The organism is Brevundimonas sanguinis (genome assembly GCF_029636725.1).
Classification (GTDB): Bacteria; Pseudomonadota; Alphaproteobacteria; order Caulobacterales; family Caulobacteraceae; genus Brevundimonas; species Brevundimonas sanguinis.
In genome coordinates, this window is record NZ_CP116770.1 from 886951 (window position 1) to 907152 (window position 20202).

Annotated in this window: 20 protein-coding genes; 12 read left to right on the plus strand and 8 right to left on the minus strand. The window is 68.8% G+C overall.

Annotated elements, in window-relative coordinates:
- Window positions 1-18: 18 nt before the first annotated feature.
- From PIB44_RS04590 to PIB44_RS04605, 4 genes are all read left to right on the plus strand, one after another.
- On the plus strand, window positions 19-888 hold the full coding sequence (locus PIB44_RS04590) for a TIGR01459 family HAD-type hydrolase (protein ID WP_278070588.1): 870 nt from the start codon (window positions 19-21) through the stop codon (window positions 886-888).
- Between the two features lie 38 nt (window positions 889-926).
- Window positions 927-1388, plus strand: a complete 462-nt coding sequence (locus PIB44_RS04595) for a MaoC family dehydratase (protein WP_029972693.1) — start codon at window positions 927-929, stop codon at window positions 1386-1388.
- 12 nt (window positions 1389-1400) lie between these two features.
- Window positions 1401-2330, plus strand: a complete 930-nt coding sequence (locus PIB44_RS04600; RefSeq protein WP_278070589.1) for a bifunctional riboflavin kinase/FAD synthetase — start codon at window positions 1401-1403, stop codon at window positions 2328-2330.
- A 170-nt stretch (window positions 2331-2500) separates the two neighbouring features.
- Window positions 2501-2902: a hypothetical protein gene (locus PIB44_RS04605; protein ID WP_278070590.1), complete on the plus strand. Its 402-nt coding sequence runs from the start codon at window positions 2501-2503 to the stop codon at window positions 2900-2902.
- A 4-nt stretch (window positions 2903-2906) separates the two neighbouring features.
- Here the strand turns inward: PIB44_RS04605 and PIB44_RS04610 are convergent, their stop codons facing one another.
- Window positions 2907-3473 (minus strand): DUF3828 domain-containing protein, encoded by a 567-nt coding sequence (locus PIB44_RS04610; protein ID WP_278070591.1) that lies wholly within the window; start codon window positions 3471-3473, stop codon window positions 2907-2909.
- A 287-nt stretch (window positions 3474-3760) separates the two neighbouring features.
- On the opposite strand from PIB44_RS04610, the gene ileS reads away from it, so the two are divergent.
- Entirely contained in the window at window positions 3761-6682 is a 2922-nt protein-coding gene (ileS, locus tag PIB44_RS04615) for an isoleucine--tRNA ligase (RefSeq protein ID WP_278070592.1), read from the plus strand.
- Between the two features lie 217 nt (window positions 6683-6899).
- On the opposite strand, the gene tipF is transcribed toward ileS, so the two are convergent.
- Window positions 6900-8168 carry a flagella assembly cyclic-di-GMP phosphodiesterase TipF gene (gene tipF / locus PIB44_RS04620; protein WP_278070593.1) on the minus strand — a complete coding sequence of 423 codons (1269 nt, stop codon included), beginning with the start codon at window positions 8166-8168 and terminating at the stop codon, window positions 6900-6902.
- 109 nt (window positions 8169-8277) lie between these two features.
- Between tipF and PIB44_RS04625 the strand changes: the two genes are divergently transcribed.
- Window positions 8278-9048 carry an SDR family NAD(P)-dependent oxidoreductase gene (locus PIB44_RS04625; RefSeq protein WP_046652114.1) on the plus strand — a complete coding sequence of 257 codons (771 nt, stop codon included), beginning with the start codon at window positions 8278-8280 and terminating at the stop codon, window positions 9046-9048.
- Window positions 9049-9094: 46 nt separating this feature from the next.
- Complete coding sequence (locus PIB44_RS04630) at window positions 9095-9997, plus strand: lysophospholipid acyltransferase family protein (protein ID WP_278070594.1); 903 nt, start codon at window positions 9095-9097, stop codon at window positions 9995-9997.
- Here PIB44_RS04630 and PIB44_RS04635 read toward each other — a convergent pair.
- On the minus strand, window positions 9994-10491 hold the full coding sequence (locus PIB44_RS04635) for a response regulator (protein WP_278070595.1): 498 nt from the start codon (window positions 10489-10491) through the stop codon (window positions 9994-9996). The genes PIB44_RS04630 and PIB44_RS04635 overlap by 4 nt on opposite strands.
- A 60-nt stretch (window positions 10492-10551) precedes the next feature.
- Window positions 10552-10761: a DUF2093 domain-containing protein gene (locus tag PIB44_RS04640; RefSeq protein ID WP_278070596.1), complete on the minus strand. Its 210-nt coding sequence runs from the start codon at window positions 10759-10761 to the stop codon at window positions 10552-10554.
- Window positions 10762-10846: 85 nt separating this feature from the next.
- On the opposite strand from PIB44_RS04640, the gene PIB44_RS04645 reads away from it, so the two are divergent.
- Window positions 10847-12022 (plus strand): DmpA family aminopeptidase, encoded by a 1176-nt coding sequence (locus tag PIB44_RS04645; RefSeq protein WP_278070597.1) that lies wholly within the window; start codon window positions 10847-10849, stop codon window positions 12020-12022.
- A gap of 62 nt (window positions 12023-12084) precedes the next feature.
- On the opposite strand, the gene xseA is transcribed toward PIB44_RS04645, so the two are convergent.
- Window positions 12085-13683, minus strand: a complete 1599-nt coding sequence (xseA, locus tag PIB44_RS04650) for an exodeoxyribonuclease VII large subunit (protein ID WP_278070598.1) — start codon at window positions 13681-13683, stop codon at window positions 12085-12087.
- 51 nt (window positions 13684-13734) lie between these two features.
- Here xseA and PIB44_RS04655 point away from each other — a divergent pair, with 51 nt between their 5' ends.
- From PIB44_RS04655 to purD, 3 genes are all read left to right on the plus strand, one after another.
- Window positions 13735-13953 (plus strand): hypothetical protein, encoded by a 219-nt coding sequence (locus tag PIB44_RS04655; RefSeq protein WP_278070599.1) that lies wholly within the window; start codon window positions 13735-13737, stop codon window positions 13951-13953.
- Between the two features lie 14 nt (window positions 13954-13967).
- Window positions 13968-14387: a hypothetical protein gene (locus PIB44_RS04660; RefSeq protein WP_278070600.1), complete on the plus strand. Its 420-nt coding sequence runs from the start codon at window positions 13968-13970 to the stop codon at window positions 14385-14387.
- Window positions 14388-14459: 72 nt separating this feature from the next.
- Complete coding sequence (gene purD, locus PIB44_RS04665) at window positions 14460-15737, plus strand: phosphoribosylamine--glycine ligase (RefSeq protein WP_278070601.1); 1278 nt, start codon at window positions 14460-14462, stop codon at window positions 15735-15737.
- A 17-nt stretch (window positions 15738-15754) separates the two neighbouring features.
- On the opposite strand, the gene PIB44_RS04670 is transcribed toward purD, so the two are convergent.
- Window positions 15755-16300, minus strand: coding sequence for a murein L,D-transpeptidase catalytic domain-containing protein (locus tag PIB44_RS04670; RefSeq protein ID WP_278070602.1), 546 nt, complete (start codon window positions 16298-16300; stop codon window positions 15755-15757).
- Between the two features lie 280 nt (window positions 16301-16580).
- On the opposite strand from PIB44_RS04670, the gene PIB44_RS04675 reads away from it, so the two are divergent.
- On the plus strand, window positions 16581-17897 hold the full coding sequence (locus PIB44_RS04675; protein WP_278070603.1) for a metal-dependent hydrolase family protein: 1317 nt from the start codon (window positions 16581-16583) through the stop codon (window positions 17895-17897).
- Here the strand turns inward: PIB44_RS04675 and lpxK are convergent.
- Window positions 17888-18904 (minus strand): tetraacyldisaccharide 4'-kinase, encoded by a 1017-nt coding sequence (gene lpxK, locus PIB44_RS04680; protein WP_025978350.1) that lies wholly within the window; start codon window positions 18902-18904, stop codon window positions 17888-17890. The genes PIB44_RS04675 and lpxK overlap by 10 nt on opposite strands.
- Complete coding sequence (locus PIB44_RS04685) at window positions 18901-20202, minus strand: 3-deoxy-D-manno-octulosonic acid transferase (RefSeq protein ID WP_278070604.1); 1302 nt, start codon at window positions 20200-20202, stop codon at window positions 18901-18903. The genes lpxK and PIB44_RS04685 overlap by 4 nt, the downstream gene beginning before the upstream one ends.

Genomic DNA, 20202 nt, shown 5'->3' on the forward strand with positions numbered 1-20202 from the left:
ACTCGCTATAAGCGGGGCATGACCCAGCCTCATCCGTTGCCCCGCCTGTCCGCCGTCGCCGATGACTACGATATCCTGCTCTGCGACGTCTGGGGCGTGATCCACAACGGGCGCGAGAGCTGGGCCGCCGCCTGCGACGCCCTGACCAAGTTCAACGAGAAGGGCGGCCATGTCGTGCTGATCTCCAACTCGCCGCGCCCGTCTTCGGACGTGGTGGCGCAGCTGGACGGCCTGGGCGTGCCGCGCAGCGCCTGGAAAGCCTTTGTCACCTCGGGCGACGCCACCCGGATGGAGCTGGCGCGCCGCGCGCCCGGCCCGGCCTGGATCATCGGCCCGGAACGGGACTTCGCCCTGTATGAAGGCCTGGACCTGACCAGCGCTCACGGCGCCGAAGACGCCGCCTTCATTTCCGTCACCGGCCCTTATGACGACACCACCGAGACGCCCGAGGACTATCGCGAACGTCTGGCGCCGGCGGCTGAACGCGGACTGGAGCTGATCTGCGCCAACCCCGATCGCGTGGTGCAGCGCGGCGACACGATCATCTATTGCGGCGGCGCCATCGCTGATCTGTACGAGTCGATGGGCGGGCGGGTGATCATGGCGGGCAAGCCGTTCGCCCCGATCTACGCCCTGGCGCTGAAGGAAGCCGAGAAGCTGCTGGGCGGCCCGGCGGATCGCTCGCGCGTGCTGTGCATCGGCGACGGGGTGGTGACCGATGTGCTCGGCGCCGCCGAGCAGGCGCTGGACTGCCTGTTCATCGCCCAGGGCATCCACGGCGACGCGGCCAAGGCGGCCGACGGGGCCCTGGATCCGGCCCGCGCGGCGGAATTGCTCCGGGCCGAGACGACCTTCGCCCGCTACGCCGCGCTGGAACTGACCTGGTAAGTCTCGCCATTTCGTCGCACCTGCCTTAAAGGCCGCACATGGTTGATCTGGTCCAAGCGCACCCGTCGGGCGGCTACATCCTCGACGAACTTCATGTCGGCATGGCCGCCGAGAAGACGGTTCACGTCACTGAAGAGCGGATCCGTCTGTTCGCCGAGGCGTCCGACGACTTCAATCCGGTGCATCTGGATGAAGCCTTCGCCGCCAAGACGGCCTATCGCGGCCGTATCGCCCACGGCCTGCTGTCGGCGGCCTTCGGCTCTGCGGTGGTGGGGACCATCCTGCCTGGCGCGGGGTCGATCTACATCTCCCAGACGCTTTCGTTCCATTTTCCGGTGCGGATCGGCGACGATGTGCGCATTCAGATCACCGTCATCGAACTGGACCATGAGGGCGCCCGCGCCCAGCTGAAGTGCGAAGGCTTTGTCGAAGACAAGCTGATCATGGACGGTGTCGCCGTCGTGCGCGTGCCGCGCCGCCGCAAGCTGTCGGCGCGCTGAGAGCCGCCTGAAGTGGTCGAAGTCATTCGCGACTGGCGCGGCCTGACCGCCGCGCAGAAGGGGGCGGCCGTCGCCGTCGGCGCCTTCGACGGCGTGCATCGCGGCCATCAGGCGGTCATCGCCTCGGCGCGCGAGGCGGCGGACCGGCTGGGCGTTCCCCTGGCCGTGGTCAGCTTCGATCCCCATCCGCGCCGCCTGTTCCAGCCCGAGGCCGCGCCCTTTCGCCTGATGACGCCGGACCAGATGGCGCGCGCCCTGGCGCCGCTGGGCGTCGACCGCCTGTATCTGCTGCCGTTCGATGCTGAAATGGCGGGCATGTCGGACGAGGAGTTCGCCCGCCGCGTCCTGTCCGAAGGCCTCGGGATCGTCCACGCCGCCATCGGCTTTGACTTCACCTTCGGCAAGGGGCGCTCCGGCTCGCCCGCCTTGCTGCGAACCTATGGCGAGACGCTGGGCTTCAGCGTCTCCGTCACCGACCGCATCGACGACGCCTCAGGGCTCAAGCTGTCGTCCAGCGCCGTGCGCGAGGCGCTGAAGGCCGGCGACATGGACCGCGCCGCCGCCATCCTGGGCCGCCCCTTCGCCATTCAGGGCGAGGTGATCCACGGCGACAAGCGCGGGCGCACCATCGGCGTGCCCACCGCCAACATGGCCATGGGCGACTATATGCGTCCGGCCTATGGGGTCTATGCGACCCGCACCCGCCTGCCGGACGGCCGGATCATCAACGGGGTCGCCAATCTGGGCGTCCGGCCGATGTTCGAGATCGAACAGCCCCTGCTGGAAGTCTGGCTGCTGGACTTCAATGAGAGCCTCTACGGCCAGGTGCTGGAGACCGAACTGGTGGCCTTCCTGCGCGGCGAGATGAAGTTCGAGGGCCTCGAAGCCCTCAAGGTCCAGATCGACGCCGACGCCGCCGCCGCGAGGGCCGTACTGGGCTGAGCGCACCGTCTGCGCGGGTTGCGCGCGCATCCCCCGGTTCCCAGCTAAAAATGGAACGATGTGAGCGGGAGGGGTGGATGAAGGACGATAACTCGCAGGCTTGGCTGGCTGTCGCCTGTTTTTGCGTGATTCGGACGATCTGGGCCGTCTTCAGCGGCGCCGGCGTCGCCATGCCCGCTTTGATCGGAGCCGGAGCCTTGCTCTGCAACATCAGCCAAGGCGTTCGACGCTGGGTGACGGACAAGCTGTCGTGGGCTTTTTCGGGCTCCTCGCTGCGATTGGTTCTGGTGATGATCGGCGTGATGATGCTGTGGCAGACGGTCGGCCTGGAATTGGCCCTTTTCGCCGCCGGTGATGTGCTGGCCTATCTTGAAGTCCTGACGGCCGTCAGTCTGATGGGCGCCCAGACGCGACTGGCGCCGATCAAGGCGGTGATGGCGCGGCGTCTTGCGGCGGTCCTTCAGCCCCTGCGCCGATTGAAACCCAGAATCCGGATGCGCCGCATCCGACCGAGGACGCCGCCTCCCTCCAACGACGCCGACGGACCGGCGGGCGTCTGGGCCTTCGCCTGACGCCTTAACCGGGCGCTTTTTCGGCGATGGCCATAAGGTCGTCGTGCAGCGACTTGCCCTTGTCGTCGATGACGTCGGCGATGCGCCACATCGGGCCTTCCTTCAGCAGTTTGAGCGTCTGGCGGTGGTCCTGGCCGGCGTTGGCGAAGACGACTTCGGCGGTCGCGGCCTGAGGGCTTTCGGGCGTCATCGTCACGGACTTCAGGGCGAAGGCCTCGGCGTCCTGGCAGGCGCAGATGGGGTCGTAGTTGAGGCGAGGCGCGGTCTTCTTGCGTTTGGCTTCGCGGTCGTCGACGCCGATCAGTGCGTTCATCGTGCGAGAATAGAGCGGATCGCGCCCGGGGGTGATGGTCGCCTCGGCCGGGTCGGGCGTGTCCTTCGGCTCGCTGACGCGGGCGTAGAGGGCGCGCACGAAAGCCTCGGCGTCCTTTTCGCCCGCCGCATAGACGGCGGCGCGGCCGGTCGGGGCGGGCGCGGCCGTCTCCGCAGCCGCAGGGGCGCTCTTCTGTTCCGAGCAGGCGGCCGCCGTCAGGGCCAGCACCGCCGCCGTCGCCAAGGCTTGAATACGCATCCGATCCCTCTCCCGTCTGTTCTTCTGAACTATGGCGCAGGGGGCGCGGGGTCTGCTAGAGCTTTCCCATCATGACCGTTCGCGTGATCCGTCCGATTTCGATTAGCCGCCCGGCGTAGCGCTGCAGGGCTGACAGCCCCGCGCACGTCGGGATTTTCTCGAAACATTTCGCCGAGACGACGCCGCCTTGAAGCATCAGGGCATGGGCCGTCCGGCGCCTTCACGCTAGACTGACGCCTGACGCCGCTTTTCGAGCGGCCGCGCGCGCAAAGACGAAAAGACATCTCATGGCCGACGCCGACACCCAGACCCCTTCCGGCCGCGACTATCGCGACACCGTCTTCCTGCCCGAGACGCCCTTCCCGATGCGCGGCGGCCTGCCCAAGAAGGAGCCGGAAATCCTGGCCCAGTGGGGCGACCTGTACGGAACCTTGCGCGCCCTGCGTCAGTCGCAGAAGGCGCCGCTTTATGTGCTGCACGACGGCCCGCCTTACGCCAACGGCGACATCCACATCGGCCACGCCCTGAACAAGACGCTGAAGGACTTCGTGGTCCGCTCGCGCTTCCTGCTGGGCTATGACGTCGACTACGTCCCCGGCTGGGACTGCCACGGCCTGCCGATCGAGTGGAAGATCGAGGAGCAGTTCCGCGCCAAGGGCCGCCGCAAGGATGAGGTGTCCAAGGAGGAGTTCCGCACCGCCTGCCGCGAATACGCCGGCAAATACATCGACCTGCAGCGCGACCAGTTCCTGCGTCTGGGCATCACCGGCGACTTCGCCAACCGCTACGCCACCATGGACTTCACGTCCGAGGCGGCCATCGTCGCCGAGTTCCACAAGTTCAAGAACTCGGGCCAGCTGTATCGCGGCTCCAAGCCGGTGATGTGGTCGCCGGTCGAGCGCACGGCCCTGGCGGACGCCGAGGTCGAGTACCACGACCACGTCTCGCCCACGATCTGGGTCAAGTTCCCGGTGGTCGGCGCGACCGACAGCCACCCGGACGACCTGCTGGCCTTCCGCACGGCCACGCCGTCGGTGGTGATCTGGACGACGACGCCGTGGACCATCCCGGCCAACCGGGCGATCTCTTACGGCCCCGAAATCAACTACGGCCTGTATGAGGTCACGGCCCTTGAGGAAGGGCTGGACTATGAGCCCTGGGCCAAGCCGGGCGACCGCTTCATCCTCGCCGACAAGCTGGCGGAAGAGGTGTTCAAGGCCGCGAAGATCGTCGCCTGGACGCGCGTCTACGACATCGACCCGTCGGGTCTGGAGTGCGCCCACCCGCTGGCCGCGCTGGACAGCGGCTATGGCTTCTCGGTCCCGCTGCTGGCCGGCGATCACGTCACCGACGACGCGGGGACCGGCTTCGTCCACACGGCCCCTGGCCACGGCGCGGACGACTTCGCGGTCTGGCTGGCCCACGGTCATCGCGAGGTGCCGGACACGGTCGATCCCGACGGTGCCTATTATGAGCACGTGCCGCTGTTCGCAGGCCTGAAGGTGCTGGAGACCGAGGGCAAGAAGACCGGCAAGTTCGGCCCCGCGAACGGCGCGGTGATGGAGAAGCTGATCGAGGCCGGAAACCTGCTGGCGCGCGGCCGGATGGAGCACTCCTATCCGCACAGCTGGCGCTCCAAGGCGCCGATCATCTTCCGCAACACGCCGCAGTGGTTCATCCGCATGGATGAAGAGCTGGAGGACGGCGCGACCCTGCGCGACCGCGCCCTGAACGCCATCGACGCCACCGCCTTCCACCCGGCGGCGGGCAAGAACCGCATCCGCTCCATGGTCGAGGGCCGCCCCGACTGGCTGATCAGCCGTCAGCGCGCCTGGGGCACGCCGCTGGCCATGTTCGTCGACAAGCAGACCGGCCAGCCCCTGCACGACCCCGAGGTCGACGCCCGCATCGTCAAGGCCGTGGCCGAGGGCGGCGCCGACGTCTGGTTCTCGGCCCCCGACTCCGACTTCCTGGGCGCGCACGATCCCGAGCGCTTCGAGAAGGTCACCGACATCCTCGACGTCTGGTTCGACAGCGGCTCGACCCACGCCTTTACGCTGGACCCGCGCACGGCCGACAGCGGCTATACGGGCGACCGCCCGTCGCACTGGCCCGCCGACCTCTATCTGGAAGGCTCGGACCAGCACCGCGGCTGGTTCCAGTCGTCGCTGCTGGAAGGCTGCGGCACGCGCGGCCGGGCGCCGTTCAACGCCGTCCTGACCCACGGCTTCACCCTGGACGAGAACGGGGAGAAGATGTCGAAGTCGCGGGGCAACACCACAGACCCCCTGACCATCATCAAGGAATCCGGGGCCGACATCCTGCGCTTGTGGGTGGCCCTGGTCGACTATTCGGACGACCAGCGCATCGGCAAGCAGATCCTGCAGACCACGGTCGACGCCTATCGCAAGCTGCGCAACACCGTCCGCTATCTGCTGGGCGCGCTGAACGGCTTCGACGAGGCCGAGCGCCTGACCGACTACGACCAGTTCCCGCCGCTGGAGAAGTTCATCCTGCATCGCCTGTGGGAGCTGGATGGCCAGGTGCGCCAGGCCTACGAGGAATACCGTTTCCAGGACGTAGTGCGGCCGGTGCTGGAGTTCTGCTCGGGCGACCTGTCGGCGCTGTATTTCGACGTGCGCAAGGACAGCCTCTATTGCGACCGTCCTGACAGCATCAAGCGCCGCGCCGTGCGCACGGTCATGGACGAGGTGTTCAGCCGTCTGACCGCCTGGCTGGCGCCGCTGACGCCCTTCACCATGGACGAGGCGTGGATGACGCGCTTCCCGGAGGCCGGCACCAACTGCGCCCGGGTGATCCCTGAGACGCCAGGCCAGTGGCGCAACGCGGCCGAGGCCGAGCGCTGGGCCAAGGTCGAGACGGTGCTGGAGGTCGTCAACGAAGCCCTGGAAGCCGCGCGCCGCGACAAGGTCATCGGCGGTGCCTTGGACGCCTGGCCGGTGGTCACGGCTCCGGCCGAACTGCTGGCCCCGTTCGAAGGGCTGGACGCCGCCGAGGTGTTCCGCACCTCGGGCGCTGAACTCGTGGCGGGCGGCGACGCCGTCGCCGTCGAGGTCAAGGTGGCCGACTATCCCAAGTGCGCCCGCTCGTGGCGCCGGGCGCCAGATGTCGGCTCGGACCCCGACTACCCCGACCTGTCGGCCCGCGACGCCGACGCGGTGCGCTGGCTGGACGCGCAGAAGACTTAAAGGAACAGGCCCCTCCGTTTCGACGGAGGGGCCTTTTTCTTCCTTCTCCCCTTGTGGGAGAAGGTGGCAGGCGGAGCCTGACGGATGAGGGGTGTGAGCTGTTCGGTCTGAAGGGCTGTTGCGGCGCTGGAGCTCAAGGCGTCAGGAGGCTCGCCCACACCCCTCATCCGAGCGCCTCCGGCGCCCACCTTCTCCCACAAGGGGAGAAAGGAACGGCTTACAATCGCACCCTCTGCTCCGCCGATTTCAGCGTCGAGAGGACGAAGTCGGCGGGCGGGTCGGTTTCAGCCAGGACGGCTTCCTTGATGGCGCGCGGCTCGCCGAACAGGTGGCCCTGGCCCATGGCGACGTCCAGTTCGAGGATGTCGACGACCTGTTTCTCGCTCTCGACCTTTTCGGCGATCAGTTCGAGCCCATGGCGGCGCGTCAAAGGGGCGAAGTCCGCGGCGCGGATGTCCGGCTGGCTGGGCAGGGGGGCGGCGCCGTCCAGATCCAGCAGCTGTTCGATCAACAGGTCGGCCGCCACCTTGATGAAGCGCACGTCCGAGCGTTGCAGGTCGGCGAAGTCCAGGTCCAGCGTCTGCACCTTGTCGATGGAGAAGCGGAAGCCCAGGTCGGCCAGCTTGGCCATGTTGCGGGCCTCGATGGCGCCGCGCGCGTCGAAGGTGGCCTGACCCAGTTCGAAGATCAGGGCGTCCTTCAGGTCGCGGTTCTGGTTCAGGAAGTCGAGGAACTGGGGGAAGAAGGTCTCATCGCCCAGGGAGGCGAGCGAGATGTTGCAGAAGACCCCGACCTTGCGGTCCTGCCCGGCCAGGCGGCGCACGATCTGGGCGCAGCGGAACAGCAGCAGATTGTCGATGGCGGGCAGCAGGCCCTCGCCCTCGGCCACCGACAGGTATTCGGCGGGCATCATCACCCGGTTCGACGGGTCGCGCAGGCGGGTGAAGCTCTCATAATAGACCGTCCGCCGCTGGGGCAGGGTCACGACCGGCTGAAGATACAGGTCGACGCGGTTTTCGCTGAGGGCGTCGTGGACGGTCTTCAGCAGGGTGTTCGACTGGACCTGACGGCGGCCCTCGAAGGTGTCGGCGGTCAGGGTGGAGGCGGCCAGCCGTTCCTCGATCGAAGCGCTCATCTGCTGGACCAAGCCTTCCAGCATCCGCACCTCGCCGGTCAGGGCGTCGGTGCGCGACAGGGCGCCGGTCTCGATCGCCTGCGCCAGTTCGGTCAGGGCGCCTTGGGTCGACTCCATCGCATCGGCCAACAAACGGTGGGCCTCGCGCACCTTGCCGATCTCCAGACGCAGGGCGCGACGGTCGGCCATGCCGGTGACGAGGGCGTGGAGGCCGGCCATGATCCCCAGCGCGCCCAGCACCCCGGCCGCGCCGGCGCCCGCTCCCAGACCGGCGCGCCAGATCATCGCCCCGATGGTCAGGGCGAGGAACAGGTAGCCGAAGAACAGGAAGCCGCCGGTGATCTTTCGCATGGGGCCGGTCAGAACCGCCTTTCCCTATAGAATCGATCAAGTATCACGTTAACGAAGGCTAACGGCTAGGGTCCGCGCGGATAAACGGGCGGTAAAAGGAGGTTAATGCATGGAATTGTTCGATCTGAGCGGCAAGGTCGCCGTCATCACCGGCTCCTCCAAGGGCATCGGCAAGGCCATCGCCGAGCGTCTGGCCGAACACGGCGCGCGCGTCGTCATCTCCTCGCGCAAGGCCGGGCCGTGTGAAGAGGTCGCCGTCGCCATCAATGAGAAGCACGGCGAAGGCCGCGCCATCGCCATTCCCGCCAACATCGCCTCCAAGGAAGACCTGCAGCGGCTGGTGGACGATACGCGCACCGCCTTCGGCCGGATCGACATTCTGGTGTGCAATGCAGCGACCAATCCCTACGCCGGGCCGATGGCGGGCATCAGCGACGAGCAGTTCGAAAAGATCCTTCAGAACAACGTCATCTCCAATCACTGGCTGATCCAGATGGTCGCGCCGGAGATGGTCGAGCGCAAGGATGGGGCGATCCTGCTGATCTCCTCCATCGGGGGCCTGCGCGGCAACGCCCTGATCGGCGCCTACAACATCTCCAAGGCGGCGGACATGCAGCTGGCGCGCAATCTGGCGGTCGAATACGGGCCGTCGAACGTGCGGGTGAATTGCATCGCGCCGGGCCTGGTTCAGACCGATTTCGCCAAATACCTGTGGGAGAACCCGGAACTGCTGAAGACCGTCACCGACCCCGCGCCGCTGAAAAGGATCGGTCAGCCTGATGAAATCGCGGGCACGGCGGTTTATCTGTGCAGCCCTGCGTCGGCCTATGTGACCGGCCAGACTCTGGTGGTGGACGGCGGACTGACGATTGCCTGGTGAAGATCAAACGCGCTCAAGCAGCCCGAAGGGCGGCGGCGCCGCTAAAATGAGCCAGGATCTGGTCTGGCGGCTGGAGGCGGCGGCGTTTCGCGGGCTGTTCGGCTTCCTACGCCTGCTCGGCGTCGAGCGGGCCTCGGGCTTCGGCGGCATGCTGCTGCGGACGCTGGGGCCGTTGACCGGCACGCACAAGACGGTGACGCGAAACCTGCGCATCGCCTTCCCCGACATGGACGCCGCCGAGCGCGACCGCCTGGCCGTGGATCAGTGGGAGCAGACGGGCCGCACCTTCGCCGAACTGGCCGTCATGGACCGGCTGACGCCGGAAAGCGGGCGCATCGACATCGTCGGGCTGGAGCGGCTGCACGCCGTGCGCGATAGCGGCAAGCCGGTGGTGCTGATCTCGGGCCATCTGGCCAATTTCGAGGTGATGGCGGCGGTCATCATGGCGGCCGGCGTGCCGTGTCAGGTGACCTATCGCGCGGCCAACAACCCCTATGTCGACGCCCTGATCCGCCAGAGCCGCGAGCGTTACGGCATCAAGCTGTTCGCGCCCAAGGGCGACGGCACGCGCGAGCTGATGGCGGGGATGAAGCGGGGCGAATCCATCGCCCTGCTGGTCGATCAGAAATACAGCCAGGGACCGGAGGTCGAGTTCTTCGGCCAGCCGGTCAACGCCTCGCCTGGCGCGGCGCGCATGGCGCTGAAGTTCGACACGGTGATGCAGCCCCTGTCGGTGGTGCGCCTGCCCGGCGTGCGCTTCCGCGTCACCGCGCATGAGCCGATCGCCGTGGCCGATACCGGCGACAAGGCCGCCGATGTGCTGGCGGGCGTCCAGGCCGCCAACCGCTTTGTGGAGGATCGGGTGCGCGAGCATCCCGTCGACTGGTTCTGGGTCCACAAGCGCTGGCCGCCCCAGGTCTATGAGGCGCTGCGGGCGTCGGACGCCTAATCCAGCACGCCGTCCTCGGCGCGGCGGAAAGGACCGGCGTAGTCCTTCGTTCCTGTGCGCCGGCGATCCGGCCCGAAATAGCTGGGCGAACGCACGAAGGGGCGGGGACGCAGGATCACCGCCTCGATCCGCGTCAGCAGGGTCTGGGCCTTGACCGGCTTGGCCACGAACTCGGTCACGCCCGCGTCGCGCGCCTCGGTCACGCGGCTCTTTTCGGAGTGCCCTGTCATCATGATGACCGGCAGATAGGGGTTTGCGCTGTCGCCTTCGCTGCGGACAGCGCGGGTGAATGCGGCGCCGTCCATCGGCTTCATGCGGAAATCGACGATGGCGATGTCGATCGCTTCGCGGCGCAACAGCTCCAGCGCCACGACGCCGTCCTCAGCCTCGCTCAGGCGGCCGACGCCGACGGACTTCAGCATGGCGGCGACGATGGCGCGCATATTGGGATTGTCGTCGACCAGCAGGACGTGGACCGAACTCAGGGCGGACATCTCAGGACACCGAGAAACAGGGCGACCGGAAACGATCCGGCCATGACATCGGAAAAGGGCTCAGCGCCCGGCGGCCGTCAGATACTCGCGCGGTCCGGCGTAGGCTTCCTGCTTCTCGACCGACCAGTAGCGCAGTGCGGCCAGAGGGATGGCCGCGCCGCTGACGGCGCACCGCACGAAGGCGCCGGCCGACAGAACGGCGAACTCGCCGTCGCCGTAGTGCAGGCAGGCCGCTTCGCTGGAGGCGGAAGAAGGAGGCTGGGTGCTCATGTCGCCATCATAACGCGAAGCTTGTGGGGGACGACAGGCGAATCGCCGTCATCTGAGCGTCTGACGTCACAAAATCGGATGTTCCATGTCTCGATCGCCCGCCGACATCCTGGCCGCCGCCGTTTCCGCGGCCGTTCTGGTCGCCGCGCCTGGCGCGAACGCTCAGGACGGAGCGGCCGAGCGGCCGACCATTCGCGACCTGGGCCGGGCGCCGGGCATATTGTCGCCGGGGCCGCTGAACGCCATCACCGACGTGACGGGCGTGAAGGTGGGGCAGGTGACGCTGCGCTCGGGCGACAGCGTCCGCACCGGCGTCACCGCCATCGTGCCGCACGGCGGCTCTCTGTTCCGCGACAAGGTTCCGGCCGGGCTGTCGGTGGCCAACGGCTTCGGCAAGCTGGCGGGCGCGACGCAGATCATGGAGCTGGGCGAGATCGAGACGCCCATCGTCCTGACCAACACCCTGTCGGTGGCGCGGGGGATCGACGGCGTTCTGGACTGGACGCTGAAACCGCCGGGGCATGAGGACGTCCGCTCGGTCAACGCCGTGGTGGGCGAGACGAACGACGGCGGGCTGAACGACATCCGCGCGCGCGTCGTCACGGCCGCCGACGTGGTGCGGGCCATCGAGACGGCGACGCCAGGGCCGGTGGAGCAGGGCGCGGTCGGCGCCGGGACAGGAACCATCGCTTTCGGCTTCAAGGGCGGGATCGGGACGAGTTCGCGCAAACTGCCCGACAGTCTGGGCGGCTTCACCGTCGGGGTGCTGGTCCAGTCGAACTATGGCGGCGTGTTGAGCATCGACGGAGCGCCGGTCGGGGTGCGGCTGGGCCGCTACTACTTGCGCGAAGAGGTGGAGAATGAGCGCGCCGACGGCTCCATCATGATCGTAGTGGCGACCGATGCGCCTTTGTCGGACCGCAATCTGGAGCGGCTGGCCAACCGCGCCTTCGCCGGGCTGGCGCGGACTGGGGCGGCCTTCTCGAACGGGTCGGGGGACTATGCGATCGCGTTTTCCACGGCGGAGGGCGTGCGGCGGACGCCTGAGCGCCGGGCGGGGCAGGCGATGGTCGCGGACTGGCCGAACGACCGCATGTCGCCCCTGTTCGTCGCGGTCGCCGAGGCGACGGAGGAGGCCATCCTCAACTCCCTGCTGAAGGCGCAGACGACGACTTCGGTGATCGATGGCAAGACGGTGACGGTCGAGGCGCTGGACATCGAGGCGGTGAAGGCGGTGCTGGCCGAGACCGCCCGCCGATAGGGCGCCACCCTTCTAAACCCGCTCATCCCGGCGGACGCCGGGATGAGCGGAATTTTCAGGGGTCAGAACAGGTCGCCTTGGCCTGCAGGCGGGGCCTTGGGGCGCGGGGCAGGCTTAGGCGTCGGGCGCGGTGTCGCGCCCTCGCCGTCGATGGTCGCGTCCTTGGCGCCGTCGTTGAAGACGATCCGCACCACCTGCCCCGGCGACAGGGCGGCGGCCGAGGCGATCATGGCGCCCTCGGCGTCCTCGATGCGGGCGAAGCCGGGCTTGGGCGTCTTGGGGTTCAGCGTGGTCAGGGCGCGGGACAGGGCGGCGAGGCGGTCCTCGGCGCGCTCCAGCCGACGCGGCATGACGCCCTCCAGACGCAGACTGAGGGCCTCCAGCCGCGCCTGCCGCTGATCGAGGCGGCGATGCAGGGGCGCGGGGCTGAGGCGGCCCGCGGTCTGCAGCAGGCGACGCTCATTGCGGGCGACCCCGGCCTGTAGCGCGGCGCCCAGACGGTCGGCGGCGCCGCGCAGGCGGTCCTGTCCCCGCTCGACGCGGGCGCGCAGCAGGCCGGGCGTCAGCCGACCCGCCGCGACCGCCAGCTGGCGCTCATGCACGGCGACGTTGCGGTGCAGCCCTGAGCCTAGTCGGCTGGCGGCGTGGTCCAGTCGTTGCTGCGGCAGGGCCAGCAGGTCTTCGGGCCGGGCGGGCAGGCCGCGCGCGGCGGCGCGCAGGCGGGTGCGGCGGTCTTCCAGCATCCGCGCCCCCGCGCGCGACAGCCGCCCCTCCAGATCGCTGAGCGCCCAGCGCAGGTCGGCCAGCACCGGCGTGGCGATCTCGGCCGCCCCGGTCGGGGTCGGCGCGCGGCGGTCCGACACGAAGTCGATCAGTGTGGTGTCCGTCTCGTGCCCCACGGCCGAGATGATGGGGATGCGGGCGGCCGCGACCGTGCGCGCCAGAGCCTCGTCGTTGAAGCACCACAGATCCTCGACCGAGCCGCCGCCGCGCGCGACGATCAGCAGGTCGGGGCGGGGGATCGGGCCGACCGGCGTCATCTGGTCGAACCCGCGGATGGCGTTGGCGACCTGACCGCTGGCGGCGTCGCCCTGGACCACCACCGGCCAGACGATCACGCGGCAGGGCCAGCGTTCGGCTATCCGGTGCAGGATGTCGCGGATGACGGCGCCGGTCGGGCTGGTGATGACGCCGATGGTCGCGGGGAAGGTCGGCAGGGCCTTCTTCTTCGCCGGGTCGAACAGACCCTCGTCCCGCAGCTTGACCTTCAACCGCTCCAACTGGGCCAGCAGGGCGCCTGCGCCCGCCGCCTCCATGCTCTCGATCACGATCTGATAGGAGGACCGCGCGGGGTATGAGGTGATCTTGCCGGTGACGATGACCTCCAGCCCCGTCTCGGGCTGGACGCCAAGGCCGCGCACCACGCCCTTCCAGATCACGCCGTCGATGGCCGATTTGTCGTCCTTCAGCGTCAGATAGACGTGGCCCGAGGCGTGGCGGTTCACCTTGGAGATCTCGCCGCGCAGCCGCACATGGCCGAAGCGTTCCTCCAGCGTGCGTTTGAGGGCGAAGCTCAGCTCCGAGATCGACAGCGGCGGATTGTTGTCGCGGGCGGGCTGCGGGGCCGCGCCCTCGAAGGCGTAGTCGTCGTCGGAGGTCATGGCGCCACCCTAACCGGGGCGGTCGCCGTCGCAAAGACATGGACGACAAGCGTGGCGGAACGGGCGCCTCTCCGCGCGCGTTCGCGCATCATGGTGCAGTCCCCAGACCCGACTCCGGACGACGCAACGGACAATGACCTGCCGGCTGATCAGGCGCGCGAGCGCGATCTGGCCCGCCGCAGTCATAACCCGGCGCTCAGTCCCTGGCTGATACTGGGCGTGATTCTCTTGGCCGGCGCCGTCGTCTATGTGGTCTCGGCCCTGATCTAGGACAGGAGGATGTGATGACGAGGATATGGCTCGCCGCGGCCTCGGCCTTGGCCCTGATGGCGGCCTGCTCAGAGGCGCCCTCCAAGCCGACAAAGACGCCGGAAGCTTCGCCCGATGCGGCCTCGGCGCCGACGATGACGCATACGCCCGCTCCGGCGGCAAGCGCCACAGCGCTGGGCCTGACCGTCAAGCAACTGGAGGACGCCGATCTGATCACCCCGGCGGGCGGTGATCTGGGCGACGTCCAGCGGGTCGATGTGGACGCCTCGGGCGCGGTTACGGGCTTGATCATCGAGCCGGCCGGGCAGGGCGGACCGCGCTGGGTGCGCATTTCGCTGGATGGTCTGACGCCCCGAAAGGAAGGCGACGACTATGATCTCGTGGCCGATATGACGCTTGAGCAGCTGAAGGCCATGCCCGCCTGGACGCCCTGATTGGCCTGATCGCGCGTCCGCTAACCCTTTCGGGCGCTTGACCGGAACGACGCGCGCGGCCATTCCGCCCGGATGAACATTCTGCTCGTCGGATCGGGTGGGCGCGAACACGCCCTGGCCTGGAAGATCGCCCAGTCGCCGCTGGTCACGCGGCTTGTCGTCGCGCCCGGCAATCCCGGCATGGCCTGGCTCGGCGAGATGCGCCCCGACCTGAAGGCGACAGACGCTGAAGGCTTGGCGGCCCTGGCGCGCGAGATGAAGGCGGACCTGGTCGTCGTCGGCCCCGAATCGGCGCTGGCGGAAGGCTTGGCCGACCGGCTGCAGGCGGCGGGCATCCCCTGCTTCGGCCCGACCCAGGCGGCGGCGCAACTGGAGACCTCCAAGGCCTTCTCCAAGGCCTTTCTGCAACGCCAGGGCATCCCGACGGCGGGCTATGGCGTCTATGAGGACGTCGCCTCGGCCAAGGCGGCGCTGGATCGGTACTCGGCCCCCTATGTCATCAAGGCCGACGGTCTTGCGGCGGGCAAGGGCGTGGCCATCAGCCCCGATCGCGCCGACGCCGAGGCCGAGATCGAGCGGATGCTGGGCGGCCGGTTCGGCGCGGCCGGATCGCGCGTGGTGATCGAGGAATTCATGGACGGGGAGGAGGGCTCCCTGTTCGTCCTGTCGGACGGGACGCGGTCGGTGTTGTTCGGCGGCGCGCAAGACCACAAGCGCGCCTTCGACGGCGACCTGGGGCCGAACACCGGCGGCATGGGCGCCTATTCGCCCGCGCCCGTCTTCACGGCGGCCTTCACCGAGGCGGCGAACGAACGCGTGGTTGTTCCGACTATCCAGAAGATGGCCGAGGAAGGCGTTCCCTATCGCGGCGTCCTCTATGTCGGCCTGATGGCGACGGCTGAAGGCCCCAAGGTGGTCGAGTTCAACGCCCGCTTCGGCGACCCCGAATGTCAGGTGCTGATGATGCGGCTGGACGGCGATGTCGTGCCGCTGCTGCTGGCCTGCGCGCGCGGAGATCTGACCCAGGCGCCGGCGCCGGCCTTCAAGCCGGGCGTAGTGATCTGCGTCGTCCTGGCGGCCAAGGGTTATCCCGACAGCCCGCTGGAAGGCTCGGTCATTCGCGGCGCGGACCAGGACTTCGGGCCGCACGTCCAAGTCTTCCACGCCGGGACCAAGCTGCGCGACGACGGCGCCTTGGCGGCGGCGGGCGGCCGGGTGCTGAACGTCTGCGCCTATGGCGACGACGTGGCCCAGGCGCGCGAGCGCGCCTATGACGCGATTGCGAAGATCGACTGGCCGGGCGGTTTCCACCGCACCGACATCGGCTGGCGGGCGCTGGAGCCGCGCTAAGCGGCTCCCCCCGGGCTTTAGGTCATCGCGAACAACAGCCGACCCTCGCCCATGCGTTCGCGCAGGGGAACCAGGTCGGCGTGGGACACCGAGAAGCAGCCGTAGGAACGGCCTAGCTTGCCCTGGCGCGCCAGGAAGGCCGGGTCGGCGTAGTCGGCGCCGTGGATGATGATGGCCCGTTCGCGCGCCAGATTGTTGGAATACTCCAGCCCGTCCAGCAGGACGTTCGGCCCCTGCTGGCTGCCCCAGCTGGCGCCCGCCGTGGCGTAGGCGCCGATCGACGACATATGGCTGTCCGGACGGTTCGAGAACTGCTGCGCGAAGCCTGAATGCGCCGGGTCCGAGCCGCGCCCGTGGCTGGTGCGATAGGCCGTGACCCAGCCGCCTTCCAGATCGACCTCATACAGGCGGTCCTCGCCCGAGAATTTCTGGAAATCGACCAGATACATCCGGTCGCGCTTCGAGATCTTATGACCGTGCACGTCCATCGCGGCGCGGGCGCGCTCGATCAGGTCGGGGCGCACGACGCCGTGGGGATCGATCGTCGTCCCGGCGTTGGCCATCTGCACGTGAGCCGAGCGCGCGCGCTCAGGCACGATCGGCAGGGCTGGAGCGACGGCTCCGGCGAGCTGAATTTGAGAGGTGGAAGCGGCGGAGGAGCACCCCGCCAACAGGGCCGAACCGCCCAAAATCAAGCCACGTCTGGAAAGCCGCATGCGACGCCCCCCGCACGGTTAAACAACTGTATCGGCTTGTTTCATGAAGCGTCGTTGGAACGCAACCTTGGCCTTGGCGTGAAGATTGGAATGGTTATGTTGCACGCTTCAGAAACGGGAGGGATACATGAAAAAGCTTGCCCTGATTGTGACCGCAGCTGTTTTGGCTGCCACCGGCGCCGAGGCGCGCCAAACCCCGGCGGCAGCGCCGGTTTCGGCTGAACAGGCGACGAAGTTCGTCCAAGTGGGGCGGCTTTTGGCCGATCCGGCCAGCGGCCGCGTGCTGCGCGATAAAACTCTCGTGATCAGAGGGAACCAGGTCGTCGAAATCCGCGACGGCTTCGTCGGCGAGGGGAACGTCGTCGATCTGCGCTCGGCCTTCGTGCTGCCCGGCCTGATCGACAGCCACGTCCACCTGGGCAGCGAGCAGAGCCCGACCAGCCGGCTGGACCGCCTGACCATGTCGAATGCCGATCAGGCCATGGTCGGCGCGCGCCACGCCCGTCGCACGCTGAATGCGGGCTTCACCACGGTGGCGGACCTGGGCGGAGCCAATGAGTCGATCTTCGCCCTGCGTGACGCGGTGCGGCGCGGCGACGTGGTCGGACCGCGCATCATCGCCGCGGGTTCGTCCGTCTCGGTCCACGGCGGCCATGGCGACGCCAACGGCTATCGTGAAGACATCCTGCACGTGCTGTCGAACGAGAGCGTCTGTTCGGGGGCCGAAGACTGCCGTCGTGCGGTGCGGACCCAGGTGCGCGCGGGCGCCGACATCATCAAGATCACAGCCACGGGCGGGGTGCTGTCGAACACCGCCGCTGGCCTGAACCAGCAGTTCACCCAGGACGAGCTGGCCTCCATCGTCGAGGTCGCGCACCGGATGGGTCGTCAGGTGACTGCCCACGCCCACGGCGCCGACGGCATCAACGCCTTCCTGAAGGCCGGCGGCGATTCCATCGAGCACGGCACCTATCTGGACGACGAATCCATGCGCCTGTTCAAGGCCAACGGCGCCTGGCTGGTGCCGACCCTGCTGGCGGGCGACTTCGTCGCGCGCGTGGCCTCGGGGCCCGATAACTTCTTCACCCCGGCGCAGAGCGCCAAGGCCCTGGAAGCCGGTCCCAAGATGCTGGATATGGCCGCCCGCGCCCATCGCGGCGGGGTCAAGATCGCCTTCGGCACCGACTCGGGCGTCTCGGCCCACGGCGACAACGCCCAGGAGTTCGCCCTGCTGGTCCGCGCCGGTCTGACGCCGCTTCAGGCCATCCAGTCGGCCACGATCGGCGCCGCCGAGCACCTGAAGATCTCGGCCGAAGCGGGCCGTATCGCGCCGGGCATGCCGGCCGACCTGATCGCCGTCGCCGGCGACCCGCTGACCGACGTGACCGAGCTTGAGCGCGTCCGCTTCGTCATGAAGGGCGGCCAGGTCTTCCGTCAGGACTGAGGTTTCAGCCGATCCAGCAGGAAGGCGGCGAAAGCCGCCTCATCCTCGAAACGAGCGACGACGGGCCAGGGCGAAACCCTGGCCCTTCTTTCTGGGCTGAGCCGGACCCAGTCCTTTTCCGTCGTCACCAGACCGGCGCCGTAGACCGACGCGCGATCATTCAGGAAGGCGAAGTCGCGATCCGACAGTTCGGCGTGGTCGGGGAAGGGGACAAAGTCCTTCAGATCGCACCCGGCGGCGATCAGCGACCGCTCCACCTTCCACGGCTTGGCGATGCCCGCGAAGCCGACCTGCGGCCCCGGCGGCGGCGGGCCTTCGGGCGCCAGTCGGGCGATGAAGACGGGCAGGCCGCCGAACACGTCGATCAGTTCCGGATCGACCTCGGCCAGGTCGGTGGGCAGCAGCACCACCACGGCGTCAGCGCGCGCCAGACCCGCCTTCAGGGGCTCGCGCATCGGGCCGGACGGAAAGACCGAGCCGTCGCCGAACGGCCATTCGTCGCCGCGCGTCTCGCCGTCGACCACGATCAGGCTGATCGCCTTCTTCAGAGCGGGATTCTGATGGGCGTCGTCCAGCACCAGGACGGCGGCGCCGTCGGCTGCAGCGGCCCGGGCGCCTGCAACCCGGTCGCGGGCGATCCAGGCGGGCGAGCCCTGCGCCAGCATCAGCGGCTCGTCGCCGACGTCGGCGGCGGTGTGGACGGCCGGATCGACGCGGACCGGGCCTTCGAGCTTGCCGCCATAGCCGCGCGACAGGGCGGCGGCCTCGATCCCCCGATCTCGCAGCAGGCGCAGCGTCTCACGCGCGACCGGCGTCTTGCCCGAGCCGCCGACCGTCAGATTGCCGATGGAGACGACCGCCGCGCCCGGATCGACGGGCGTGGCGCGGGCGATCCTGCGCGCCGTCACGCCCGCCCACAGCCATGAGGCGGGCTTCAGCAGCATCCGCGTCACCGGGGCGTGGCGACGCTCGCGGCTGTACCACCAGCGGGGGGTGTTCAGTTTCACGGGCGCCTCCGCGACGGGGCGGCGGGCAGGTGGGTCTGAAGCGCCAGCCACAGACGGTCCAGCCCGGCGGCGGCGGCCTCTGCGGAGCGGCGGGCGCGTTCGCCCATGTCGCGGGCGGCGTCCGGGTCGGCCAGCATGGGGCCGACGACCGAGGGCAGTTCGGCGGGCGACAGGACGGAGACGAGGCCGCCCGCCTGCTTCAGCATTCGGGTCACGGCTTGCCAGTTGCTGGCGTCCGGCCCGGTGACGATGGGCTTGGCCAGGCGCGCAGGCTCCAGCGGGTTGTGGCCGCCGACCGCGCCGCCGCCCAGCGCCGGGGCGAAGGAGCCGCCCATGACCACCACATCGGCGAGCCGCAGGAACAGGCCCAGTTCGCCCAGGGTGTCGGCCAGATAGATGTCGGTCTGGTCGCAGATCGGCTGGCCCTGACTGCGCCGCGCAAAGCCGTAGCCGTCGTGGCTCAGAGCCTCGGCGATGGCGTCGCCGCGCTCCGGGTGGCGCGGCACGACGATCAGAAACAGGCGGTCGGCAAGATGATCCAGCGCGCCGACGATGGCCATTTCCTCATGCTCGTGGGTGCTGGCGGCGACGACGACGGGGCGGTCGTCGATCAGGGCCGACAGGCGGGAAAACTCGCCCCTGTCATAGGGCAGGGGCTCGCCGGACAGCTTCAGGTTCACCTGGCCGTCGACGCGGGCGCCCAGCGCCGTCAGCCGGTCGGCGCTGTCCTGATCCTGGGGCCAGACGTGCGAAAAGCCGTTCATCAGGGCGCGGGCCATCCCGGGGGCCTTCCTCCACCCTTGCGCCGTCTTGTCGGTGATGCGGGCGCTGACCAGGGCCAGCGGCACGCCGCGTTTTTGCGCCGTGGTCAGCAGATTGGGCCACAGCTCGCTCTCGACGAAGACGCCGACATTGGGCCGCCAGTGGTCGAGGAAGGCGGCGACCGCCGAGGGCGCGTCGACCGGGGCGAACTGGTGAATGACGCCGCGCGGCAGGCGGCTCGCCAGCACCTGGGCCGAGGTCAGGGTGCCGGTGGTGACCAGCACGGTCACGTCTGGCCGATCCTTGCGGATTCGCTCGGCCAGCGGAAGGATGGACAGGGCCTCGCCGACGCTGACGCCGTGGATCCAGACCAGAGGCCCGTCGGGGCGCGCCATGCCGGGCTGGCCCAGCCGTTCATCGACGCGGGCGGGGTCTTCCTTGCCCTTGCGGACCCGGGCGTCCAGCAGGCGCGGGGCCAGCGGCTCCAGAAGGCGGGTCAGCAGCTGATAGACGATCAGGGCAGGGCTGAAGGACAC

Coding starts and splice junctions, on each gene's coding strand:
- PIB44_RS04590 (WP_278070588.1), top strand. CDS start 19: ATGACCCAGCCTCATCCGTTGCCCCGCCTGTCCGCCGTCGCCGATGAC.
- PIB44_RS04595 (WP_029972693.1), top strand. CDS start 927: ATGGTTGATCTGGTCCAAGCGCACCCGTCGGGCGGCTACATCCTCGAC.
- PIB44_RS04605 (WP_278070590.1), top strand. CDS start 2,501: ATGCCCGCTTTGATCGGAGCCGGAGCCTTGCTCTGCAACATCAGCCAA.
- PIB44_RS04610 (WP_278070591.1), bottom strand. CDS start 3,473: ATGCGTATTCAAGCCTTGGCGACGGCGGCGGTGCTGGCCCTGACGGCG.
- ileS (WP_278070592.1), top strand. CDS start 3,761: ATGGCCGACGCCGACACCCAGACCCCTTCCGGCCGCGACTATCGCGAC.
- tipF (WP_278070593.1), bottom strand. CDS start 8,168: ATGCGAAAGATCACCGGCGGCTTCCTGTTCTTCGGCTACCTGTTCCTC.
- PIB44_RS04625 (WP_046652114.1), top strand. CDS start 8,278: ATGGAATTGTTCGATCTGAGCGGCAAGGTCGCCGTCATCACCGGCTCC.
- PIB44_RS04630 (WP_278070594.1), top strand. CDS start 9,095: ATGAGCCAGGATCTGGTCTGGCGGCTGGAGGCGGCGGCGTTTCGCGGG.
- PIB44_RS04635 (WP_278070595.1), bottom strand. CDS start 10,491: ATGTCCGCCCTGAGTTCGGTCCACGTCCTGCTGGTCGACGACAATCCC.
- PIB44_RS04640 (WP_278070596.1), bottom strand. CDS start 10,761: ATGAGCACCCAGCCTCCTTCTTCCGCCTCCAGCGAAGCGGCCTGCCTG.
- PIB44_RS04645 (WP_278070597.1), top strand. CDS start 10,847: ATGTCTCGATCGCCCGCCGACATCCTGGCCGCCGCCGTTTCCGCGGCC.
- xseA (WP_278070598.1), bottom strand. CDS start 13,683: ATGACCTCCGACGACGACTACGCCTTCGAGGGCGCGGCCCCGCAGCCC.
- PIB44_RS04660 (WP_278070600.1), top strand. CDS start 13,968: ATGACGAGGATATGGCTCGCCGCGGCCTCGGCCTTGGCCCTGATGGCG.
- purD (WP_278070601.1), top strand. CDS start 14,460: ATGAACATTCTGCTCGTCGGATCGGGTGGGCGCGAACACGCCCTGGCC.
- PIB44_RS04670 (WP_278070602.1), bottom strand. CDS start 16,300: ATGGCCAACGCCGGGACGACGATCGATCCCCACGGCGTCGTGCGCCCC.
- PIB44_RS04675 (WP_278070603.1), top strand. CDS start 16,581: ATGAAAAAGCTTGCCCTGATTGTGACCGCAGCTGTTTTGGCTGCCACC.